This is a genomic window from Halobacillus halophilus (assembly GCF_020171985.1).
Lineage (GTDB): Bacteria > Bacillota > Bacilli > Bacillales > Halobacillaceae > Halobacillus > Halobacillus halophilus_A.
Genome location: NZ_JAIVAL010000005.1, coordinates 226239 through 250540 on the forward strand (window position 1 = coordinate 226239; position 24302 = coordinate 250540).

A 24302-nucleotide genomic window follows, 5' to 3' on the forward strand; every position below is an offset into this window, starting at 1 on the left:
TCTTTTTCTTTTTTTGATAAAACAACATGCCATTTGCTGAATCATGTCCCCGCCTATATAATTAAGTCTTTAGGAGGTTTAACACATTATGTTAGAAAATTATTATACCGTAAAGCCGAATGGATCTGAAGAAGTGATCATACAAAAATCCCGGTTCATTGGATACGTACGACGCTGTGAAACGGAAGAAGAAGCCCAATCGTTTATTCAGGAGATTAAGAAGAAACATAATGATGCGAACCACAACTGCTCAGCTTATATGATTGGCGAACATGATTTAATTCAAAAAGCAAACGATGACGGGGAACCAAGTGGTACCGCTGGTGTTCCTATGCTCGAAGTATTAAAACGAAAAGGATTAAAAGATACGGCTGTGGTGGTTACGCGCTACTTTGGAGGTACAAAACTCGGGGCTGGCGGATTAATTCGCGCATATTCCGGCACAGTATCTCAAGCTATTGAAAAAACAGGCATTGTCAGGCGACAGCTTATGAAATCTATGCACGTAAGCGTAGCTTATCACCTGCTTGGAAAAGTAGAAAATGAAGTACGAAACTCTTCCTATACGCTTGAAACGATTAATTACATGGAAAATGTGGAATTAATAATATATGTAGAAAGCGGGCAGGAAGAAGCTTTTGAAAGCTGGATAACTAATTTAACCAGTAATCAAGCTCAACTAACCCGGGGAGATTCATCTTATGTAGAATTTGATGTCACACCTAGCGAAGGAGCTTGACCCCGTTTATGAAACGCAAAAAACTAAAAATTGCCTTAAGCATAGTGGGCTTTATTCTGTTAATCAGCATTGGTACTGCTGCTGGCTATGCCATTTATTTAACTGATAAAGTCAAGGAGACGGCAACGGAGTCCCACCAGGAACTCGATCGTGGTGAGAAATCCCAAAAAAGAGAAAGTGAAGTAAATCCTGAATATGATGATATTTCCGTATTATTCGTAGGAATTGATGACAGTGAAAAAAGATCTTCCGGCGGCAATCGGAATGCTTTATCCGATGCACTCGTCCTTGCAACTTTTAACGATAACAACAAATCGATAAAAATGGTGAGTATTCCGAGGGACTCTTACACGTATATTCCCGAAATAGGCTATAAAGATAAAATCACTCACGCTCATGCCTTTGGCGGGATCGATGCAACGGTAGAAACTGTGGAAAAAATGTTTGATATTCCTGTAGATTATTACGTGAGACTTAATTTTAATTCATTTATTGAAGTGGTTAACTCTATCGGCGGGATCACTTATGATGTACCATTTGATATTACTGAACAAAATAGCGCCGACAAAGACGGAGCTATTGAATTGGAAGAAGGGTATCAAAAGTTAAATGGTGAAGAAGCCCTGGCTCTCGCCAGGACAAGAAAATATGACAGCGATTTGGCACGCGGCGAGCGACAAATGGAATTAATTCAGGAAATTGCACGTCAAACGATGACAACAAGTTCACTAAATAACTTCGGTGATATTCTCAACTCCATTAACGACAATTTAAAAACAAATTTAACATTTGAAGAAATGATTTCATTTAAGGATTATTTCTTTGATAAACAAGGGATGACCTTTGATAAAATGCAGTTGAATGGTGAAGGAGGAAAAGTGGATGGAGTCTGGTACTACCAGGTAAAAGAAGAAAGCCTGGCCAATGCGAAAAATCAGCTTCAAGCTCACTTGAATTTACCGACCCAAAATAATAAAAACTCCAATACCTTCGCTGAAGAAAACGAGGATGAAGACAATTCTATGTAAAAACCTGCTTGATCGATTAAGCAGGTTTTTTGCTGTATTTTGACTGAACATTTCCTGGGAAATATTCAGTTACTGTCGAAAATTTAGAATAGCGATAAAAAAACTCTACGGAGAAGGAATGCCTTCTTCGCAGAGTTTTCTAACTACCTACGAGTACGGTAATCGCGAATCATATTGAGGATTGGTTTATAATCCTTCCCAATCAAACCTGTCATCTCGACGATTAATTCAATCATCAGAATAAGAGCCGCCATTACAAACATAGCACCAAACATTGTTGCCTGTGAAAAGATAACAGCTGCCAGACTAAACAGGGCACTAACAGCATAAATCATGAGAACCGTTTCTGGATGACTGTACCCCAAATTAATCAAACAGTGGTGGAGGTGTGATTTATCAGGGGCTGACAACGGCTTTCGTTGAATCACCCTCCGCACAATGGCAAACAGCGTGTCTGAAATGGGTACGCCGAGAATAATTACTGGAATAATGAAAGAGAATAGAGTTACATTTTTAAAGCCCAGAAGTGAAAGCACGCTGATCATAAAGCCAAGGAACAACGCTCCAGTGTCCCCCATGAAAATTTTGGCTGGATAGAAATTGTAGATAAGAAAACCAATTGTACTTCCTAACATCATAAATCCTGCAAATACGACAAATACATTTCCCATGGTTATTGCCATACCTGAGATCGTCAGTAAAGCAATTGCTGACACCCCTGCAGCCAGACCGTCGAGTCCGTCGATTAAGTTAATCGCATTGGTTATTCCTACAATCCATAATATGGTGATGGGTATGCTTAAATATCCAAATTCCATTTCACCACCGAACGGGAGGTTAATGTACTCGACTTGTACACCTCCCATAACCACCACAATAGCAGCTACAATTTGCCCCCCAAGTTTAACTTTGGCGGAAAGCTCCTTTAAATCATCCAGAACCCCGGTCGCAATGATGATACTGGCCCCAATAAAAACCGGCCAAGTATAACGACTTTCAGGAAAAAAGAATAATAGTCCTCCTGCAAAGCTTAAATAAATGGCCAGTCCACCCAGTCTGGGCATAACCACTTTATGGACTTTTCTATGGTTCGGCTGATCAGTCGCTCCAATAGCAACAGCAATTTTTTTAACAACAGGCGTGATTAGTAACGAAGCAATAAAACAGAACAACAAGGCCTTATACTCCATAAAGACCCTCCTCAGGTTTAGTATGTCCTCTCCCAAACAACATAAGCTGAAATAATTTTTCCATATTTTTAGAATAAATAAGTGACTGTTATCTCATAATAATTCTAGATGATTATAGCATAAGAACCGGCGTTCAGATATACATATTTCTTTAAATATTTGTTAGCCTATTCCTAACATTTTCAAACACGAAAAAGCTATTTCTGACAAAAGTATTTAATCTAAAAAACTCCCCGCATGCCGGTATTTATATCTTTTGGGACAGTAAATGCAATCGTGTATTTATTTGTAAAATATTCGTGAATCTTACTTTTTAAATACGTAACCACGAACCCAATAGGATTTCGAATAGAAATGTATCCTACTGGGTGTCTTATACAAAAATAATTCATCTTTCCTATTTCTTTATAAAAATTAGGGTTTAAGCCGCTCCTCAAAAGTAAATACATGGTTAGGTACAGCTTTACCTTGCAGTATGCTTCAAGAATTCATAAAATAGGTAACGCATGTCAATTTTACTAGGAGGATTTCTTACAACATGGCCACACATGAAAGAAAAAAATTAGAAAGATCCTTAAAACCTCATTGGGTTTGGGCAATTGCATTTGGCTCCGCTATAGGATGGGGAGCTTTTGTACTGCCGACAGACTGGATCGGGCAGGCAGGTCCTATAGGGGTTGTGCTCGGAATTCTGCTTGGCGCTGTTCTTATGATGATTATCGGAGTAAGTTATGGTTTCTTAATAGAAAAATTTCCAGTGACAGGCGGAGAGTTTGCCTATGCTTACATTGGATTTGGGAGAACATTCGCCTTCTTAGCAGGCTGGTTCTTAACACTTGGATACTTATGTATCGTTGCTCTAAATGCTTCAGCGCTCGCTCTGCTTGCTAAATTTCTGTTTCCAGAGTTCGTACGAACAGGGAACCTGTATGTTGTCGCTGGTTACGAAGTGTCGATCATTCAAATTGCGATTGCGAGTATCGCCCTTATTTTATTCGCTATTTTAAATATCAGAGGTGCCAGTTTTTCCGGAAGAACACAATTTATTTTTAGTATGATTTTAGTTCTTGGAATTACATTGTTAGGTCTTGGAGCTATATTTACAGATGGGCCATCCCTCAATAACATTACTCCGGCCTTCAAGCCGGACCAGACAGCTATTGCTTCCATTCTAACGATTTTAGCACTTGCACCATTTGCTTATGTTGGTTTCGATAATATCCCTCAGGCAGCCGAAGAATTTGATTTTAAACCCAAAAAAGCATTTGGTTTAATTATTTGGTCTTTACTTGCTGCCGGCCTTGCCTACAGTGCCATGATCCTGATCACCGCAAGTACTATGCCCTGGCAGGACCTACTCGCTCAGATTAATGCAGAACAATCGGTATGGGGTACAGGTGACGCCATTGAAAGTTATCTTGGACGTGCTGGAGTATTGATTATCGCTATCGCTGTTTCCATGGGTATATTTACAGGGTTAAACGGATTTTATATTTCATCAAGCCGTCTCACTTTCGCCATGGGCCGTGCTCGCATATTACCAAATGCGTTCCGCAAACTTCATTCCAAGTATCACACGCCTTATGTAGGTATTTTATTCACAATGGCCATTTGCCTGATTGCTCCTTGGTTTGGACGCCAGGCTTTATTATGGGTAGTGGATATGTCTTCTACAGGAGTAGCCATTGCTTACTTCTTCTGTACAGCAACCGCTTATAAATTTTATCGTTGGTCCTCGAACCAGCCTGCTAAAAGCAATACGGATATAGTGTCTCCCGGCAGGAAGTTCCTTTCCTTGATCGGAATGCTGAGCTCCATTGGATTCCTTGCGTTACTCCTTCTACCTTGGTCTCCAGCATCACTTGGCAAAGAGTCTTATATTGCCCTCTGTATCTGGATCGTAATCGGAATCGTTTTCTATATCTTTAACTACAAACGCTACAACAACATTGAAGAAAAAGAAATGAATTATCTCATTCTCGAAAAAGAAGAAGTATAAAAAGAAATCCCCGGGAGAACCCGGGGATTTCTTTTATGATTTAGTTAAAATAGCTGCTGAAGTATTTGTTCCAAATACTATAGATCCAGCTTTTAACCCATGTGTGCTTATCTTCTTTTTCATGGTCTTCGTCTTTCTTACCACCATGATCTTTGTCTTTACGATCTTCATTATCACGGCCTTTGTCCTTATCTTTCTTATCCTTTTTATCTTCCTTTCCTTTACCTTGATCATGACCTTTATCTTTATTGCCATTATTTTTAATCATGATTTGAGCTAGTACCGGATCATGGTCACTCGCACGTCCATCAGCTTCTGAGAAGTCAGAGTTAATATTTACCGTCTGAATTTTCGTCTGCTTGGCAAGGTTGTTGCTCACGAGAATGTGGTCGAGAACTTGAGAATTTCCTTGATAAATATAGGTGTACTGCTCTTCAGTCGGAAGAGATTCGATCATGTTGGTTAAAATATCACCTTCAAGCGTATTAATCGGAGCAGAGAACTGAAAGTCATTTAAATCCCCAAGCACAACGACATTAGAATCATCCATCTCCTCTTCAACTTTCTGAACAAAGTTGTTGATTACAGTTGCTTGCTGGATTCGCTGTTCTTCGCTGCCCAGCTCGACTGGCTGATCAGCACCGAATAGTCCATCATCTCCACCTTTGGAATTAAAATGATTGGCCACAACGACCACTTTTTCCCCATTAAATTCGAATTCAGCTGCTAATGGTTTTCGAGAATCGTCAAAGGCATCATTTGTGGGATCAACTCGGCCTGGGTTCAAGGTGAGACCATCTTCGTTCACATCTACGCCGGTTACCGCATCTCCATCTGGCTTGTCTGTCAGTGTTACTCGATCCGGGTTGTAAATAAATCCGACGCGTATGTTTCCTCCCGGCTGCCCGCCGTCCGTTTTATCCAGGGGAGCAATATCAGTGAACTCATACTCAGGTCCACCCGCTTCAGCGATAGCATCAATTAATTTTTGGTAACTTTCGTTCGCTTCTACTGTGCCATCATCAGTCGGGCCGTTATTGTCTTGAACTTCAATTAAACCTACCACATCCGGTGTATTTAGGTTTTGTATAATAGATTCCGCAATCTTTTCAACTTTCTCAGGAGAAGTATCTGCAGAGAAGTTCTCGACGTTGTAGCTCGCTACAGTCATTTTTTTCTTAAGAGCTTTCAAATCCGCAGATTCCCGCTCTGTGCCACCGTCTTTAATTTCCGGGAATTCTCCAGTGGGACGGATCTTATAGTTGCTATAGTCGTAATTAACAACTCCGGTGATAGATTGCTCAAAATAATCACCTGTTTTCGCGTTAATATCTATTCCGTCCACATCGATGAGCACACGTTCCGGATTATAGTCGTCTGGAGAAATAAGCAACCCCTCTGCACGGGTAAATAACTGATCTTCACTCGTTTCTACATACACTGGAAGCTCATCATATTTAACTGGACCGGATACTTTTGCATCTGGTAGTTCAATTAACATCCCTTCCAGACTCTCATAGAAATCAATGCCGTCTTCTGCCGGATCGAAGGTTTCCAATCCATCGTTTTCAATAACTTCTGTTGGCTGTTCACGATCTTCTCCAATCACTACAGGATCTGGAATATCTGCCCCGGAAGATTTCACATTCACAGTGGAAGCACTAATTTGAGTAGTCAGCAGATCGTTTGCATCGGAATATCCATCTTCGCGCCACTCCGTAACTTCTCCGGTCGCCGTTACGACATCACCAACCGCAACATTAGAAGAGCGCTTGTAAACGTAAATCCCTTCAGATGTAGCGATGTCATCATCTGGGTTAAGGCTTTGCATGTAAAATCCTTTGCTGCCATCAAGCTTCGTTACGACACCTTCGACATTTTTTACGACTTCGCCTTCATAAGGAGAAGTATGCGAAGCTCCCTGTATATCGTGGATTTCAAGGGAGTCAGCCGCTTTTAGTGCTGTATAAGTAAAGGTAGAAACCTCGCTAACTTCTCCATTCTCACGGACAGCTGCAGCTTTTATCGTAGTATCCTCCGTAATCGTGATCGGTTCTGTGTATTCTTTACTTTCAGCTGTAGGCTCACTTCCATCCGTGGTATAATGAATCGTCACACCTGGCTCAGCGGCGCTGAGAGTAATTTCTGTTCCTGTAATGACAGAACCGGATTCTTTATTTGCTGTAACAGCGAACGCTTCTTGTACGATATCAGATTTCGAACGAGGAACAAGTTTGTAATTATCGTAGCTGTAGTTCACGACACCTTTAACCTGCTCATAGGTCTCACCAACCTTAAGAAGACTCTCATCCTCTGGGGTGATTAAGAATGTTCCTTCAGCACCTTGCGCTGTGAAATCTCCATATTCATTCACGTCGGTGATTTCTACATTATTTACTTCTACGAATTCGCCTTCAATAGCTTCTCCTTGATCATCAGAAAATTGAGGTGCTGTTACTTTCTCAGGTTCAGGAACTCCTATCCCCTCTTCTGTAACTTCAACAGATGCTGAAGAGGTTTGAATTTGCTCCATGCCATAATAATCACCTAGTTCTCCTGAAGCTGTAACCTGATCACCAACCTGTGCGGTAATTCCCGGGGCTCGAACAATGATGCCTGCTGACTCGTCTTGTATGTATAAGTTCGTTTGTCCGCCAGATACAAAGGCTGCCGTAGCAATTCCCTGTACACTTACCGTAGAACCTTTTTCACTTTGACGAGCCTCAGAAATAGATACAGTCTCTACTGGAGTGTCCGGAGTATCATTAACTTCGTAAGAACCCAAGTAATCAAATGTATCTTTGGCATAGCTGTCCCACTCGGCTGAGACATCGTAACTGTCCGTTGGATCTGTGTCCCCAGTAGTTATAGAAGCTTTTCTAACCAGAGTGACGTCTTCAGCAAAAACGCTATTATTACCAACTTGCCCAAATGAATCGATAATTTCTCCGTCTTTTTTCAATACGAGTGGATCGTTTCCGTTAAAGCTCACAATTCCATCCGTTAAGTCTGCCCTGTCTAAAATATCCTGGGCGGCCTGGCTGTCTGCAATGACGAACGTTTCCCCGCTTGCTAATGTGCCTTCAAGTTCCTGAGTCTGAGAAGCTTCAGCCGCTCCATTGGAATAAAGTTCAAGCGTATAACCCGATAAATCAATAGCACTCCCTGTGCCATTATAAAGTTCAAGTGCTTTATTATAACTTGACCCTTCCACATATTCAGAAATAAACAAGTCTGCAGGTGCTTCCGCTGCCTTAACATCAGACATCGGAATCGCTGTAGAACTTAACGTCAGTACCGTTACTAAACATCCAGCAACTACTTTTTTCACTGATAACGCCTCCCTGGTAATTTATGCCTTGTTGGCCCATGCTCTTCCAGTATAAAATATCCAGCCTCCAAAATATGTTGTAATTTTGTAAAATTAGATAATTAATTCCAATGTATCAGGATAAAATAACTAATTATGACAAATAATTTACACATTGTCGGACGATAGAAGTGTGCCTTTGGGTTGTTTTCATATATGATAAAATATAAATTTGAGAGGTTAGAAGAATGAGGTGTGTTCGATGAATTCCAGAAAAGTTCGTATTCGAAAGAGAAAAAGAAAGAAGAAAATCAGACGCATAAGTGTATTCCTTTTGATGCTGGCCGTTCTTGCCGGGGGCACGTTTTATTACGTATCGCAGGTCTATACAGCATCTTTCCAGGCTTTAGATAGAGGAGAAAAATCAGATCTTCGAGAGGAAGCTGTAAACATTGGAGATGATCCCATTTCTATACTTTTAATGGGGGTAGAAGATTATTCAACAGACGGTTCAGCAGGCCGGGCAGACACACAAATTGTGATGACGCTGGATCCGAAGACTAACCAGATCACCATGACCAGTCTTCCAAGAGATACCGAAATTACACTTCCGGAAGAAAAAGTTGGCGAGAAGTATTCAGGAGAGCATAAATTAAATGCCACCTATTCAATCGGTGAAATTTCAGGTTATGGATCTGAAAAACTTGCTGTAGAAACTGTGGAAAACTATCTCGACATTCCTATAGATAAATTTGCTACCGTTAACTTTGAAGGATTCATGGAAGTTGTGAATTTACTAAACGGAGTAACTGTAGATGTGAAAGAGGGCTTTTGGGAACGAAGCAGTCAGAATTACAATAAAAAGATTGAGTTTGAAGAAGGACCGACAGCGATGAACGGCGAAGAGGCTCTGGCATTTGTTAGAATGAGGAAAAGAGAAGCAGCCCTTACTTACCCGAGAGAAGAACGCCAGCGCCAGTTTATCCAAGCTGCAATCGACGAAGCGATCTCTGCGGGCACCATTTTTAAAGCTGGTGAAATTGCGGATGTAATCGGGAAGAACATTACTACGAATCTATCGCCCCGAGAGATTTATGCATTACAGAAAGCTTTTTCTTCCGATAATTCGGACGTAAAATCATTTACTATTGAAGGGGAAAACAAACGCCTTGAAAATGGGCTCTACTATTTTGTTCCAAATGAAGAAAGTTTACAGGATGTAGAAATCAAATTGAAGCAGGAACTTGATCTTCCTGGTGCTTCAAGTTCAGCATCTCCGGAGGATTCATCATCTGACTGAGTGTACTGCGGAAATCAATGCCCCGTATCGATGGATGAACGGGGCTTTCTGTTTTTATTATTCTATTCCTATTAAAAAAGGATCTCCTCATTGGAGATCCTTTTCTTAAAACTTAAACGTCCTAGGAGCCCGTAGGCTTAAAAACGAGCACACCATAAACTCTTTCGAAGGTGTATGGACCATCATACTCGATCAGGGGCACAACATCCTCATTTTGAATGCTGATTTTACTAATCGTCGGTTTCGACACCATAATGCGTTGAAATGTATCTTCCGTTAACTGACGGGAAGGCTCGATCACAATCGTTCGATCAATCCGTACACAATAACGGCCTAAAATGTGTAATTCTTCTCTGTCTAAATATAGTTTTGATAATTGTGCCAATCCACTTCACCCTCTCTGTGTTCTATAAGAAGTGTTTAGCACATCACCCTATCCCTGTATCCATAATATAATAAAATTTCTATAATTTGAAAAGTCTTTATAGGTAAAATAAGACACGAGAACTACAAATTTCGATTTTTTTCTCAAAATGATTGCTGGACTTCAGCTAAGAGGTCCGCACGCCACTGTTTTTTCGTCTGTATATATTCTTCTTTTAAGTCGATCGCTTTTTCTTCCCCAATGTTTTCTTTTACATGTTCATGAATGGTTTGAAATCCCTTATCCGTATTCGTTTCCAGACGATCGGCTGCTGAGTTATATTTGCTGAAAAAATAACTGAAAGATATATCTTCACCATTCTGCTTTTTAGTCACATACTCTTTTTGAGCTTCTGTAACGATTTCATCCATTCTTCTTTCAGCTTCTTTAATGAGCTGTTCATATGATGTTTCATAGAATGCCATTCGTTCAGCAGGATTTATTTGTCCTTCAGTACTATTATCCGGAAGGTTAACTTCGTATGCTTCATCCGCTAACTGATCCACTTCCTCATCAGCTGTATCATGAGACTTAATGAAGAACACATATGTAAAATACCCGCCTATTGTGATTATAACGACCATGAAAAGCAAAAGAATTTTTTTCATATTAAATCCATTTCCCCCACTCTATTTTATCTTAAAGATTATAGCACAGAAAAACCCTCTCCTGCGTTTCAAGGCAGAAGAGGGCTGATTATATTGTTATTCTTCTATAATACGATAGTTGGTATGAGCTACAACCGTTCTATCATATTCAAAATCAATTTCATTTAAATTATCCATAATCGTTAGATCCACAATTACAGAGCGCTGGCATTGACTAGGAATCACTTTTCCCGTGAAAGTAATATCGTTTCTTTCAAAACTGACTACTTGGCCGGGGGTCGCGATTTTATCATCAGGTTGTATCATAATCTCTACCCTTTCTCTATCTTTTTTTATTGAGTTGATTTTACATAAAATTGACAAACAATTCAAATAAAATCTTTTACAGAATATGTTACTTTATTCGACAAATAAATACAAGTCAAACGCTATTGTTTTTGTGAAATATCTATTACAATTTTTGAAGTGTTGCCAACAGTCAAGAAGACCATGGTAAGTCATTCAGCATTAGTGAAGGTACCTCATTTTTATTTTCCTTTTATATCCACCTCAGGTCATCCATTTATTGGAATATGATAACTCAAATACCGTAGTCTATTCGTACCATGGACACTTGACAATATATAGTATATTATGAAAACGGTTTCACTATTATTAGGAAAGAGGGGAAATAATTTGAAGAAATTTTATTGGCTCATAGGTATAGTCTTTTTCTTATTGTCATTTGCGCAACCGTTTGCACTAAACGCTTTTGCTGATGAGAAAGTGTATGATACGGTCGTACTCCGAGGAAGCGCTGCTTCACTTGATTGGAGTTCTAATGATCACCCGCTCGCTTATGATTCAGAAGAAGGCGTGTGGAAAAGTGATCCAGTCGCACTAGAAGGCGGAAATGAAGTCGAATTTAAATACGTATATGACGGCAGCTGGATGCCAGGAGCAAATTTAACATATACACCGCCACAAGATGGTGATTATACGTTCGTTTTTTATCCGGAAAATGAACGTACAGTAGACGTCCGTTCAGCAAACACGGCTTCTGGAAGTGTAACATTAGAGTTAACTGTACCTGAGGAGACTCCAGATTGGGTGGTGCCGACCCTTGCTTCTAATATGAATGACTTCAATTATAAGGTAAGCCCCCTCCGTAAAGTTGACGAACGAACTTACCAAATTCAAGTGAATGGAGAATCCGGGGAAAGACTATCCTACTTCTACAGTTTAGGCGGCGAGCCTTATAAAGAAGTGCGCGAAGAACCCCGTTCAGCTGTATTTACAGAAGATAATCACGTTCAAAAAGATTCCGTTACAGAATGGGAAACGATACCTGTAGCTCAGGACGTTACTCACGATTTTAACCACGAACCTTATACACCTGACAAAAAAGATAATGTTACCGTAGAAGTCACAGTAGATCATTATGGACCGATTGATCAAGGAGCTGTCTACTATACTACAGACGGGTCCAGCCCTGTTGGGAAAAGAGGAGAAGTTGAAAATGGAAAAACAGCTGACCTTCAAGTTACCGAAACCACAACGAATGATAACGGTTTAAAAACATCTATCCTTACAGGGACAATACCTAACCAAAAAAATGAAACACGGGTTAAGTATAAAATTGATGTGTGGAATTCTGCGAGTAAAGGCTCACAATTCGCCGATAACAATGCACTCACGTCAGAGAATGCCACAGAATTTGCTTATTACGTAGAGGATTATCAATCGCCGGATTGGGCGAAAGAAGCGATCATCTATCAAGTCTTTGTAGACCGCTTCCGTGATGGAACGGAACAAAACAATTCCTCCGTGGACCCTTCCCTTCCTTATGATGAACAACTAAAAGGATGGATGGGCGGCGACCTTCAAGGAGTATTAGAAAAACTGGATTATATCGACAGCCTGGGTGTGAATACCATCTGGATTTCACCTATTTACGAAGGACCTTACTCGCATGGTTATCATCCAGCAGATTTTATGAATATCGACCCACGCTTCGGCAGCAACGAACTCATGAAAGAACTGGTGGAAAAAGCACATAAACGTGATATTAAAGTTGTTTATGATTTAGTTCCAAATCATACGTCAAATCAGCATCCATTCTTCCAGGATGCAGTAGAAAAAGGAGAAGACAGCCCTTACTATGATTGGTACTCATTTACTAACTGGCCAAATGAATATGAAACATTTTATGATGTCCAGGAATTGCCGGAACTTAACAATGACAATCCCGAAACCCGAGAATATATGCTAGATGAAGTCGTTCCTTTCTGGATGGAAGAAATTGGAGTAGATGGTTTCCGCCTGGACTATGCGAAAGGTCCAAGTCAGAGCTTCTGGGTGGACTTTCGTCATAAAGTGAAGGAATTAAATTCGAATGCTTTCATTTTTGGCGAAGTATGGGATAACCTCGATACGATTACATCCTATACAGGAAAACTAGACGGAGCTATCGATTTTGAAACTCAGTCCGCCATCCAGAATGCTTTTATCAATGATGGCAGCATGAACCAGCTGGCTTCTTCCTTAACAACGATTCATGATGCCTATAGTGAAGAATTTGTACCAGCTACTTTCTTAGACAGTCATGATGTACCGCGTTTCTTATATGAAGCAGATGGCAACACGCAGACTCTGAAAAATGCTGCCTCTCTGCAGTTCACACTGCCCGGGGCTCCGATCATTTACTACGGTGACGAAGTAGGACTTTCACAGAGCGGCGATCATAATGCCGTTGATGAATGGAAGGATCGCTATTATCGTGAAATGATGCCTTGGAAACCATCTGAGCAGGAGCAGGATGTGAAAGCTCATTATAAAAAGCTTATTGATATTCGACAGGAACATGAATCTTTAACAACGGGGGACCTTCGCATGGTTTATTCCGATGACAGTGTTCTCGTATTCGAAAGAAAACTTCCTCAAGATCAAGTCGTTGTAGTCATCAATAAAGGAGAAAGTCAACGCAAGCTGGATCTTATTGATCTCTACAATCAGCAAACACCTAATCGTGTCAAGTTGACCTCGCTGATGGATGGTAAGAAATTGAAAAGTCACAAGGGATCACTTGAATTAAAGAGTGATGCCCACTCTGTTTCCATCTATGAAGTACAAGGAAAGCTCCGCATGGATGCCCCTGACGAGTACAAGAAGTATTCAAAAGTGGCTTTGCGTGGATCTGAACCGCTTGACTGGGAATCAGACGCCAACTTGTTATCCTATGATGACAGTGAACATGTCTGGAAAAGTGAACCCATCAAGTTAAAGGCAGATGAAACGATCGAATTTAAATATGTACGCGATGGAGAATGGCTAGAAGGAGACAATCTAACATTCACTCCCGAAACGGATGGAGACTATATATTCATCTTTAATCCTCAAGACCAATATCGAATAACTGTGGTCCCTTATTCTGAATCAGCTAATCTCGGAAAAGCTTCGTAGGAAAAAAAGCCTGCCGCATATGGCAGGCTTTTTCATATCTATTAAACTATTGCTTTTCCTTCGCTAATATATTATATTACCATTTGTACCCAATTGGGTATGTCACCTTTCGCTAACCGCTCCCTGCCACGTTTATCCTTACATACAGGAGGACCACTATGAAAAAACATCTATTGATTAGTCACCTTGTACTTCTAACCATCTACCTGCTTATCTCCGCTTCCCCAGTAACAGCTTCAGCAAGTTTTACTGATATAGAAGAACATTGGGCTTACGAGGAAATTAACTATCTAACCGAGCAGGATCTATTAAATGGATATCCGGATGGTACATTCAAACCCAGCCGATCTATCACACGTGCAGAGGCTTCTAAGGTCATTGCGGACCAGTTAGGTTTGAAACCAACGAAATCACCCGCTTTCCCAGATACCGATGGTCATTGGGCTGAATCGTATATAAATGCGATTGCAGAACGTAATATTATTATCGGATTTGAGGATGGAGAATTCAAACCTAACCACACCCTCCGAAGATCCGAACTGGCTGTTATCCTTACGCGGGCATATCAACTGGAAGGAAGCAGTTCTTCCACGTTCTCTGATTTATCTAATAATCACTGGGCCTTTTCTCACGTAAGTGCACTCTTGGCCAATCATATTACAACCGGATATGAAGACGGGACCTTTCGCCCCTCCCGAGATGTATCCAGGGCTGAATTTTCAAGCTTTTTAGCACGAATTTTGGATGACCGATTCAAAGTCAATGGTGAGAGTAATGAACAAAGAATTCCCGTGCTCATGTATCACAGTCTATCCAGGAACCCTGCGGATTGGAGCTCGGTTACCATATCGCCAGACAAGTTTTATGAAGAAATGTTATATCTAAAAGCATTGGGTATGACTACAATTAGTTCTCAACAATTAATCGATGCCAAAAACGGGAAAACTGAACTACCTGAGAATCCTGTGATGGTTACGTTTGATGATGGTTATCGCAACAACTATCAATATGCTTATCCAGTGCTTGAGAAGCTCGACATGCAAGCCGTCATTTCTATTATTGGATGGAGTGTAGGGCGTACGACTGATTTAGGAGAGGAGCTCGAGATCACTCCTCATTTCACATGGGCCGAGGCAAAAGAAATGGTAGACAGCGGTCATGTGGATATCCAGAGTCATTCGTTCAATCTTCATAACCCTGGAACTTCGGATACCTATGCAAAAGGAACACTTCCGCGTGAGGGAGAAACGCCAGAGGAACATGCGGAGCGCTTTAAAGAAGATACTTTGAAAATCCACCAGCTGATCGAAGAAAACCTGGGGTATGAACCTGAGTTGTTCACCTATCCTTATGGCGTTTATAACCAAACTACTGAAAGCGTCTTGAAAGAATTGGGGTATCAAGCAACACTCACAACTCGTTCTGGAATATCTGATCTAAATAACGGTTTATTCCGTATGAAACGAATAAATTCCCCTGACTATCTGCCAAGTTATCAGCTGATGGATAAAATTGTTCCAGGTGGTGTGCAGGTTCCTTTTAGAACCGTTCCAACACGTGAAGCCCGGATCGCTAAGCTGGAAGATTATTTAGGTATGAAGTAATTATAAAAGGCTAAGAAATAAATATTTAATTACTGTCAATGATCAAAGCACGAAATAATTAAACGCTTGAAATCAGATTATAAAAACCTGAATTCAAGCGTTTAATTCGTTTAGATAATTTTTTGTCCCAGTCTCTTTTATTTAAATCGAGTAGTCTTATCCCAGCCAATAACCTGCTGTTTCTTCTTTGCTTTTATGTAAAATACAAGACTTCTTACGAATAAATAAGAAAACAACTGAGCATATGTAAAATACATAATAAAGCTGGTGAAAATATTCCTAGGGGTGAAGCTGTTCTCAGCAGCTTGAGCGCTCATTAACTGAGTTGTATATATAATATAGGATACATACCATATAAACATTAACGGAATTGTATAACTTATGTAGAGTAAATCAAACACCCCTAGCACAAACCATACATACGAGAGCACTAAAAAGAACCAAAACACCACATATACCATCAGCTGATGAATAGAATGGACCATCATTTTACCTTTAAAATAACCAGGTACAGTAAGTGTTTTTTCAACAATATAAAGGTTTCCCTGTAGCCACCTTGTCCTCTGCTTGATATACACTTGTATCGTTTCAGGTTCCTGTTCCCAGGTTACAGACTGAGGCACAATGGGAAGAAAGAAGCCCTGTTGAGTAATTCTCAAAGTTAATTCAGCATCCTCTGCGATAGCGTAGGGATCATATCCTCCTAGTTCTTGTATTACTTTTCTTTTCACTAGCATGTTCGTTCCTGTTAGAGAGCCTGTTCGAAACAGATGCCATCTACCAGCCTGCATGAGTAATTGGAAAACTTGAAACTCGATAGATATCATTCGAGTCAGAAAGTTTTTCCTTTCATTTAAAGTACGAACATATCCTACCGCACCGGCAGCATTTGTATAACTATGAGCCATTTCAACTAACTGCACCAGCGCTTCTTCTTCAGGTTGATTGTCCGCATCGTAGACACAGAAATATTCTCCGTGAGAAATCTGTAATCCATAGTTCAGTACTCTGGATTTTCCTTTAGGTTCACCTGGTGGGACCAGTATATGATGGACGCGGTGATAGATTTCATCGTATTCTCCTGCAATTTCAGAGGTATCATCTTTCGAATTATCATTAAGTACGTATATATTAAGTTCTCCAGGGTAATGAAGCTTTACCATGGCATCAAGCGTTTCTTTAAGAACAACACCTTCGTTATGAGCAGGAATCAGTATATCAACACTTGGATATTTCTCAAGAGAAATAGACTTATGTTCTTTTGTACGATAATACAAGCCTGCGATCGTTAGCAAAGTGTAGTACAACATTAAAATTAAAAATAAAACAGTTGTAAATAGCAATAAATTTTTCATAGTTATTAAGTCATAGAAAACAGCAATAAATATCACAATACTAGCAAACACCATGCTAATTAACACTTTTCTCATATCTGCGGACCTTCTTTGGAGGCTGGAAAATCTATGTACCCAATTCCTTCAGTATTCCATTGCAACTTATCAAAAGCTTCGGGAGTATAAATGATTTTTAATCGAGAGATAATTCTATTTTTCACAATCGCCAAACCATCTTCATCTGTGTTTTGTAAAAGACATACAATGACTTGATCATCATATTTTCCCACAATATCAAAATGTTTTCTGACCGATTCATATATTACATTGGAAACTTTTACAAAACTGGTTTGCTTAACCCGACGGGGCAGCTTTTCAATTCCTATATATAGAAGGAATCCTTTTTCTTTTTTGCGATCCATGGAAGTTACGATGATTTCTTTTTGTTTTTCAAACTCACGTTTTGATAGTAATTTGGTATCTGCAATATACTCTTCCAGTTCAATTACACGGTTCTGTAATTGTTTATTATCTCTGGATAAAGAAGAACTCCACTTTGCCAACACATAAACGGACCATAGATTAACCAGAACAAGCGCATGAAGCATTACCCACTCTAATTGAGTATAAGAATTCCATTTTAATACAAAAGCCATACCTAAAATAATTAATGAAGAAATAACCGTAAAAGCGATAAAAAGAAGAAAAGTTGTTTTTTCACTCATTACTAAAAATAAAATAGGAGGAACTAAAAAAATTAATATCCACACAGGATCAGTAACAGAATTTAAGCTATTGTACAAGAAGAGGAAACTGAATACCCAAAGTACGAATGCAATACTAATACTTCGTCTTACCAATTATATAACCCCCTTATTAATTGTTCATTATAATGTATATATGATACCTTTGGAACCTATAATTTTACCTACTAAGCACATTGCATATAGGTATAAGTATTTATAACTTAAAAAAAACGACATCGAATATGTCGTTTTAAAATATGCCCCGCTATGGTTATTTCTTATAGTCCCACGTCACTACCCACTCCTCTTTCACTTTTGTGACCACAACCTTCTGATGTAATGTGAACAAGCCATATTTTCCTCTAAAAGTCTGAGCCACCGTCATGCTGTATGCAGTCGGGAAAGGTTTAGCTCCCTTTTCCATACGCCAATTTTTGACCTTCTTCATTTCTTCTATGGTAAAAGTAAATGTTTCAACCCCAAAGTGATTCATGAATACATGAGCCCGGTCCTGAATATAGGGGCCCTTCGCAAATTTTTCTTTCATAAGGGGATGAAAAAGCTGCCAGGAATCCGAGTATTCACCCCTTTGTTCAAACGAATAGAAGCTTTCAACAACTGCTTTTGCTTGTTGAGCAGGACTTGTCTTATACATCACCACCCCTGTAATTCCGCCCGCGATAATCAGTATCCCAATGATCAGCGCAATCTTGCCCTTCATCACTCACCCTCCTACTTCAGACTCCCTATTACCCTATGCATACAAAGCTTAGAATACGAATGGGACCTCAGGTCATCCATATTCTGGATGACCTGAGGTCCCATAAATTAACTCTATTCCAAATCGTACAATTCTTGGGTAATATGCTGCTTTCCTGTCAGCACATCATATTGAAAGTGCTGGTAGTCTCTTAACATCTTTTGAGTGGAGGATGGCAGTTCATCAGGTGAAGAAACGGTTTCTCCCTCTGCAGTCATATAAATCATATCTCGAAAAGCTGGGAGTTCCTGCTTCATTCCTTCTAGAAAGTCATAAAATTTTGGTGCCTTATAATGAAGAGCATCCGCTACCATAGGAGCGAGGTAAACAGGACTTACTGTTCCAATTTCCTTTTTCATATCCATTTCGAAATTAGACAGAAATAATAATGGAGTTTCATAGAACTTCGCCTGCTGTTTCTGGTCCTCTTCATCCCCAAATCCTGTCTCTTTATAAGCTTTTAAATTGGCTCCAATCGAAGGAAGATGATCCCCAAAGAAAACTACTATGGTCGGTTCGTCCATTTCCTGAATACTCTCGTTCAGTTTTTTAAGTGTTTCATCAGATCGTTTGATCCCCTCCGAATACACTTCAATCTGTCTCTCGGTATCAGGAGAAAGTCCTTCTCCGCTCACATCAATCGTGCTCCCTCCCTCATACTTATCTTCACTATAGGGAAGGTGATTCGCAATGGTGACCGCGTGGATGAAAGAAGGTTGTTCCTGCTCTTCTATCGTATCGAGCAGTTCTTTCACTACCGATCTGTCTGAAACGAACTGTTTATTGTCCTTTTTAGTATACGTCATATCATCAAGGAATGTAGATTGATCAAATCCAAGATTCGGATATACTCGCTGTCTGCGGTACAAATTGCCTCCATTTGGATGAATAGCTTCACTGTAGTATCCACGATCATTTAAATATGATACGACCGATGGATAGCTGTCATTCGCTAAAATATGATTGAAGGGATTTCCACCTGGATTAATATAACTCATCGAATAGCTGGTCAGCGCCTCAAATTCTACATTAGCCGTCTCACCCCCGAAAGAAGGGCTCAAAATCTGTCCTGATGGGTACTCTTCCATTAGACGTCGTGTATTTTTCATTGGGTCCTCTGAGAAATTAACACCCAGATTTGTTGGATCCCAGAAGGTCTCATTCATAAAAAAGATAATATTCGGCTGCTTCGGATTTTCTTTTTCGTCGTCTGCTCGTGCGAAAACTTCTTTCGCGTGTACCACAGAGTCTTCCATTACTGTTTGATTATATGGCTCAGGTTTTTCTACTACATCGAGCTTAATGTTAGAGATCATTCCCAGAACAGGGCCATTGTAATAATAATTGTTTTTCTGGTTCCAGGGCATAAAGCTTGTATATTCTTCATAGTAGCTTTCTGTAAAACGATCATCATAAAGCATAAAGGAATACAGTAGATAAGCCACCGGGACAAGTATAACCAGGCGGGTAATCCATCCTATTTTAATTTTCGGCATTTTATACCAAACATACACACCTGCTACAATAAGGCCTATGATTAGCAAAGTAGCCGTTATAGAAATGGAATCTGATATTAATGGAATGACATCCTGAAGCTGGCCGATTTGAATAAAGTCATTCGGAAATAATGGTTCATTCCGATAGATCTGTTTGTAATGATTCACCAGTGCAAGTATAAAGGAAACGAGTAGAGCGATGCCCCCGCCCATGTAAGTTTCTCCGATGATAAGAATCAGCGCCAAAGTGAAAAGGGATAACAAAAAAACAGTAAACATATAACGCTCAGGATATTCCTGAACCCATTCCGTGGCTCTTCCAAGCGTAATATCCAGATGAAAAACCATAAATAGATAGGAAGCAGCCGCGCCAACCATTCCGGAAACAAGCAAGGCTGTTGCAACTCTGTATATACGAGATTTATATAAAGTGTCTATCTTATTCCGATTATGCAGCCACCAGGTAGCTGTCCCCCACATAACCAACGAAAGTACTAGAATAGATGTTCCGAGGCCGACGGTATGAATCTGAGCCCAGTCTATTACAGTCTTCCATCCCGAAGCAATGGAATACGTAAGAATGCTGTAGCATAAGCCTAACGCTACAGTGAAGAAAAGAAATAACGGAAATGTACGGATCAAACTCTTTCCCATCCAAGGTACCTCCCAATTCTCTATTAATTCCGAAATAGTTCTATATTCTTCTCATTTTAGTATTAAATGTAAATAAAATCTATATTTTTGTAAAGATAATGTAAATTTCCCGATAAATATCTTCCAATTTCAGAATTATAGTTTTATAATTAAAAGTTTTAATCAAGTACACATACCAAAAACCCCCACCTCAGGTCATCCATATTCTGGATGACCTGAGGTGGGGGTTTTTGGTAGTTCTTTAAATTAAAAAGAAGCACCTCTAAACTTTAGAGGATGCTTCCTTTTCAGTGGCAGATGCACGATGCTTAATCTCATAGGGAATAATGATACGCTTCGCAGGCTCCGACCGGTCTTTCACTTTTTCAATTAAACACTTAGCAGCCTGGCTGCCAAGCTGGTATATATGAATATCTACAGTGGTAAGCGGTGGTCGGGTGACCTCTGACAAATACACGTTGTTGAAACTGACAATTGAAACATCATGAGGCACCCGTTTACCGAATTCCTCAAGCATATTCACCACACCAATACTCATTAAATCGTCTGCAATTACGAGACCCGTAGGAGGGTCAGGAAGACTGAACAGCTCATGCACTGCCTGCCGCCCTCCTGATTTTAAGAATTCGGTATGAATTCTATAATCCTCTAAGAAAGGCAAACCTGCTTCTTCCAAGGCCAGTTCGTAACCGCGCATTCGATCTACCGTCACAATTCTGTCCTTAGAGCCGCCGATAAAACCAATATTCTTATGGCCCAGGCTAATCAGATGGTTCGTAATGTCTTTGCCGGCTCTTATATTATCATTATCCACATGAGTGATTTCATCCACACGTTCTGATGGCTTCCCAACTACGACAAAGGGAAAGTCCTGCTCGAGCAGAAAATTCACGACCGGGTCATCGATTTGAGAATATAAAAGGATAATGCCATCGACACGATTGCTGTAGACCATCCGTTCGACGCCTTCCTGCATTTCTTCATCCGTTTCCCCTGTGCTCAGAAGCAAAGAATAATCTAAGTGATGAGCCACCGCACTAATGCCTCTTAATACTTCTGGAAAAAATGGGTTTTGAAGAGCCTTGTCTGCACTGGTAGGCATAACCACTCCAATGGACTGGGTTGACCGGTTAGCCAAGTTACGTGCATTGGCATTCGGATGATATCCCATTTCTTTCATGGCTTTTTTTACACGTTTCTTCGTTGCCTCGCTGATCCTCGGGTGATCAGCAATGACTCGTGAAACGGTGGACGGCGCGACCCCTGCAGCTTTAGCTACTTGTTTAATGGTTACTCCCAACACGATCACCTTCTATTTTTAAACAGTCTTTTTTAAAATGGTATCTCTAATCATAACAGAAATCCAGACAGGCTTATAGAAACCACTGATTTCATTCACAAAAAGAAGATGCCTGATGTATGTACAAAAGGCATCCTCCATAACTTAAGCTGAACTTCTTACTAGACTATCCCTTCGTCCCTCCGGCTGTCAATCCTGAGACAAAGTACTTCTGCAAGGAGAGGAACAATATTGAAATCGGCAGGGCAATTAAGACCGATCCGGCTGCAAAGAGCGTGAATTCATTTCCAAATTGATCAGCAATCAATTCATATAATCCTACAGCCAACGTAAACTTTTCTTCTGTCCTAAGTAAAATTCTCGCTAGTATAAAGTCAGTAAAAGGCGTAATGAAGGTGAATAGGGAAACGACTGCAATCATCGGTTTTGCAAGTGGAAGAACGATTTGCCAGAAAACACGAAAATTCCCGGCGCCATCGATACGAGCTGATTCATCCAGCTCTTTCGGTATCGTATCCAAATATCCCTTCATCAAGTACGTATTCATCGGTATGGCTCCACCTGTGTAGACAAGAATAAGCGCAAGATGCGTATCCAATAGATTCGTTAAGTTCGCGAGTGCATAGATCGCAATAAGAGCGGCGAAGTTTGGAATCATTTGCAGGATTAAGAACGTCATCAAACCGTTCTTACGTCCATAGAACCGAAATCTGGAGAAAGAGTAGGCTGTCATACAAACAAGCGCTACAGAAATCGCCATCGTCAACAAGCAGATTTTTATCGTGTTCCAATACCAGAGCAGATAATTACTTTTCTCTAAATCAAATAACTCTTGATAGTGCTCAAAAGTGGCATCAGATGGAATGATCGATGAGCCTGATAAACTATTTCCAGGGTTGAGAGAAGAACCGATAATCCATAGGATCGGATACAGGATAATGGTAATCATCGCAATGATCACTATATAGGATAAGGTCAACTGTACAATATTTTGTTTATTTGATCTCATATTACATCATATCCTCTTCTTGGAATGATTTCGTCCTTCTGAATTGCCATAAGGCCACAGTTATAACGATAAGGGAAAGGATCATGGTAATGGCGGCTGCTTTTCCATATTGCGCCGACGTCATAGTCAGGGAGTAGATCCACGAAATCAGAATATCGGTTCCTCCTGCATTTTGATCAGGAACGGCCGGACCTCCTCCATTAAAAAGGAAAATAACGTTAAAGTTATTAAAATTAAACGTATATTGTGTAATCATAATCGGAGCCGTGGCGTAAAGGACAAGCGGAAGTGTAATGGCTTTGAACTTCTGCATAACCGTTGCTCCATCGACTTCTGCCGCTTCGTATAATTCATTCGGAATCGATTGCAGAACCCCTGTAACCATGGCGAAGATAAACGGGAAACCAAGCCACGTCTGAATCATGATTAAAGCAATTTTGGTGTAGGTAGGATTAGTGAGCCATGGGATATCCCCCAGACCGAAAATAGCCAAGATATCTTCATTAATCGTACCAAACGTTTCATTAAACATTCCTGCAAATACAAGAATAGACACAAATGGTGGGACGGCCCACGGTAAAATGAAGATGGTACGAATTGTTTTTTGCAGAACGATTCCTTTCTGGTTCATTAAGACGGCCAGGAAAATTCCAAGACCTACTTGCAGCGTAGTGGCACCAAACGTCCAAATAATGGTCCAGGCAAGTACACTAAAGAACGTGTTCCGCCAGATCGGGATCTGAAAGATTTCAATAAAGTTCTGGAAACCGACCCACTCTACTAAATTGGCAGGCGGAGAATGGTATAAATCATAATTAGTAAAAGCTAGTAAGATGACAAAAAGAATTGGAAAGATAACGACAAATATTAGCAGCAGAAAACCAGGGGTCATCATTAAATAGGGGAATCCTCCGCCTACCAGGTTCTGATATTGCTGCCGTACGGAATTAGGTTGTTCATTCAAGTCTCTCTGTTTGCCCACTTTAAAAGCGTCATTTAGATTCAGTACATAGATACCGAGACCAAGAATAGTAATTAAAACGGTAAGGATACCTTCTACAAGCAGCACAATAGAGTGATCATAGGCGGGATCGCTTCCAAGGGTAACTAATCCCCAAAATCCAAACTGCAGTAAATCCGAAAAGGCCACAAAGAAGGAACCAGTTAATACGAGGAAGATCAATCCTTTCAGCCACTGTTTATTATAAAATTGACCGAGGCCTGGAATGATCGAAAGTGCGAGCGCAATTTTGCGTTTATTTGTTGAAGGTTTATTTCCCTGCTCCCCCATGTTCAGTCTCCTTTCACTTTCTGTATGTATGGGTAAAAAAGGAAAGCAGTACCCGGATAAAGGGGTACT

At 40.2% G+C, this 24302-nt stretch carries 18 protein-coding genes; 6 read left to right on the forward strand and 12 right to left on the reverse strand.

Features of this window, described 5'->3' with window-relative positions; all coding sequences use genetic code 11:
- Nucleotides 1-88 precede the first annotated feature (88 nt).
- Both LCM11_RS11015 and LCM11_RS11020 read left to right on the forward strand, forming a co-directional pair.
- Nucleotides 89-739, forward strand: coding sequence for a YigZ family protein (locus LCM11_RS11015; protein ID WP_224894284.1), 651 nt, complete (start codon nucleotides 89-91; stop codon nucleotides 737-739).
- Nucleotides 740-747: 8 nt separating this feature from the next.
- Nucleotides 748-1767, forward strand: a complete 1020-nt coding sequence (locus tag LCM11_RS11020) for an LCP family protein (protein WP_224894286.1) — start codon at nucleotides 748-750, stop codon at nucleotides 1765-1767.
- A 143-nt stretch (nucleotides 1768-1910) separates the two neighbouring features.
- Here the strand turns inward: LCM11_RS11020 and LCM11_RS11025 are convergent, their stop codons facing one another.
- Complete coding sequence (locus tag LCM11_RS11025) at nucleotides 1911-2957, reverse strand: glycosyltransferase family 4 protein (RefSeq protein ID WP_224894287.1); 1047 nt, start codon at nucleotides 2955-2957, stop codon at nucleotides 1911-1913.
- Nucleotides 2958-3495: 538 nt separating this feature from the next.
- Here LCM11_RS11025 and LCM11_RS11030 point away from each other — a divergent pair.
- On the forward strand, nucleotides 3496-4956 hold the full coding sequence (locus LCM11_RS11030; protein ID WP_224894288.1) for an APC family permease: 1461 nt from the start codon (nucleotides 3496-3498) through the stop codon (nucleotides 4954-4956).
- Nucleotides 4957-4996: 40 nt separating this feature from the next.
- Here LCM11_RS11030 and LCM11_RS11035 read toward each other — a convergent pair whose 3' ends face one another.
- A complete protein-coding gene (locus LCM11_RS11035; protein WP_224894290.1) occupies nucleotides 4997-8287 on the reverse strand; it encodes an FN3 associated domain-containing protein in 3291 nt (1096 codons plus the stop codon).
- Between the two features lie 241 nt (nucleotides 8288-8528).
- On the opposite strand from LCM11_RS11035, the gene LCM11_RS11040 reads away from it, so the two are divergent.
- Nucleotides 8529-9566: an LCP family protein gene (locus LCM11_RS11040; RefSeq protein ID WP_224894291.1), complete on the forward strand. Its 1038-nt coding sequence runs from the start codon at nucleotides 8529-8531 to the stop codon at nucleotides 9564-9566.
- 121 nt (nucleotides 9567-9687) lie between these two features.
- Here the strand turns inward: LCM11_RS11040 and LCM11_RS11045 are convergent, their stop codons facing one another.
- The 3 genes from LCM11_RS11045 to LCM11_RS11055 form a co-directional block, all read right to left on the reverse strand.
- Nucleotides 9688-9951 (reverse strand): hypothetical protein, encoded by a 264-nt coding sequence (locus LCM11_RS11045; protein ID WP_224894292.1) that lies wholly within the window; start codon nucleotides 9949-9951, stop codon nucleotides 9688-9690.
- Between the two features lie 143 nt (nucleotides 9952-10094).
- Nucleotides 10095-10598: a hypothetical protein gene (locus tag LCM11_RS11050; RefSeq protein WP_224894293.1), complete on the reverse strand. Its 504-nt coding sequence runs from the start codon at nucleotides 10596-10598 to the stop codon at nucleotides 10095-10097.
- A gap of 96 nt (nucleotides 10599-10694) precedes the next feature.
- On the reverse strand, nucleotides 10695-10904 hold the full coding sequence (locus LCM11_RS11055; protein WP_224894294.1) for a YkvS family protein: 210 nt from the start codon (nucleotides 10902-10904) through the stop codon (nucleotides 10695-10697).
- A 369-nt stretch (nucleotides 10905-11273) separates the two neighbouring features.
- Between LCM11_RS11055 and LCM11_RS11060 the strand changes: the two genes are divergently transcribed.
- Together LCM11_RS11060 and LCM11_RS11065 are read left to right on the forward strand one after the other, a co-directional pair.
- Nucleotides 11274-14039, forward strand: a complete 2766-nt coding sequence (locus LCM11_RS11060; RefSeq protein ID WP_224894295.1) for an alpha-amylase family glycosyl hydrolase — start codon at nucleotides 11274-11276, stop codon at nucleotides 14037-14039.
- 158 nt (nucleotides 14040-14197) lie between these two features.
- Complete coding sequence (locus LCM11_RS11065; RefSeq protein ID WP_224894297.1) at nucleotides 14198-15643, forward strand: S-layer homology domain-containing protein; 1446 nt, start codon at nucleotides 14198-14200, stop codon at nucleotides 15641-15643.
- Between the two features lie 137 nt (nucleotides 15644-15780).
- On the opposite strand, the gene LCM11_RS11070 is transcribed toward LCM11_RS11065, so the two are convergent.
- The 7 genes from LCM11_RS11070 to LCM11_RS11100 form a co-directional block, all read right to left on the reverse strand.
- Nucleotides 15781-17073, reverse strand: a complete 1293-nt coding sequence (locus tag LCM11_RS11070) for a glycosyltransferase family 2 protein (RefSeq protein ID WP_224894298.1) — start codon at nucleotides 17071-17073, stop codon at nucleotides 15781-15783.
- Nucleotides 17070-17837: a hypothetical protein gene (locus LCM11_RS11075; protein WP_224894299.1), complete on the reverse strand. Its 768-nt coding sequence runs from the start codon at nucleotides 17835-17837 to the stop codon at nucleotides 17070-17072. The genes LCM11_RS11070 and LCM11_RS11075 overlap by 4 nt, the downstream gene beginning before the upstream one ends.
- A gap of 157 nt (nucleotides 17838-17994) precedes the next feature.
- Complete coding sequence (locus LCM11_RS11080; RefSeq protein ID WP_224894300.1) at nucleotides 17995-18444, reverse strand: hypothetical protein; 450 nt, start codon at nucleotides 18442-18444, stop codon at nucleotides 17995-17997.
- Between the two features lie 113 nt (nucleotides 18445-18557).
- Nucleotides 18558-20633, reverse strand: coding sequence for an LTA synthase family protein (locus tag LCM11_RS11085; protein ID WP_224894301.1), 2076 nt, complete (start codon nucleotides 20631-20633; stop codon nucleotides 18558-18560).
- Nucleotides 20634-20895: 262 nt separating this feature from the next.
- Entirely contained in the window at nucleotides 20896-21933 is a 1038-nt protein-coding gene (locus tag LCM11_RS11090; protein ID WP_224894303.1) for a LacI family DNA-binding transcriptional regulator, read from the reverse strand.
- Between the two features lie 166 nt (nucleotides 21934-22099).
- Complete coding sequence (locus tag LCM11_RS11095; protein ID WP_224894304.1) at nucleotides 22100-22942, reverse strand: sugar ABC transporter permease; 843 nt, start codon at nucleotides 22940-22942, stop codon at nucleotides 22100-22102.
- Nucleotide 22943: 1 nt separating this feature from the next.
- Nucleotides 22944-24233 (reverse strand): carbohydrate ABC transporter permease, encoded by a 1290-nt coding sequence (locus LCM11_RS11100; protein ID WP_224894305.1) that lies wholly within the window; start codon nucleotides 24231-24233, stop codon nucleotides 22944-22946.
- Between the last annotated feature and the right edge of the window lie 69 nt (nucleotides 24234-24302).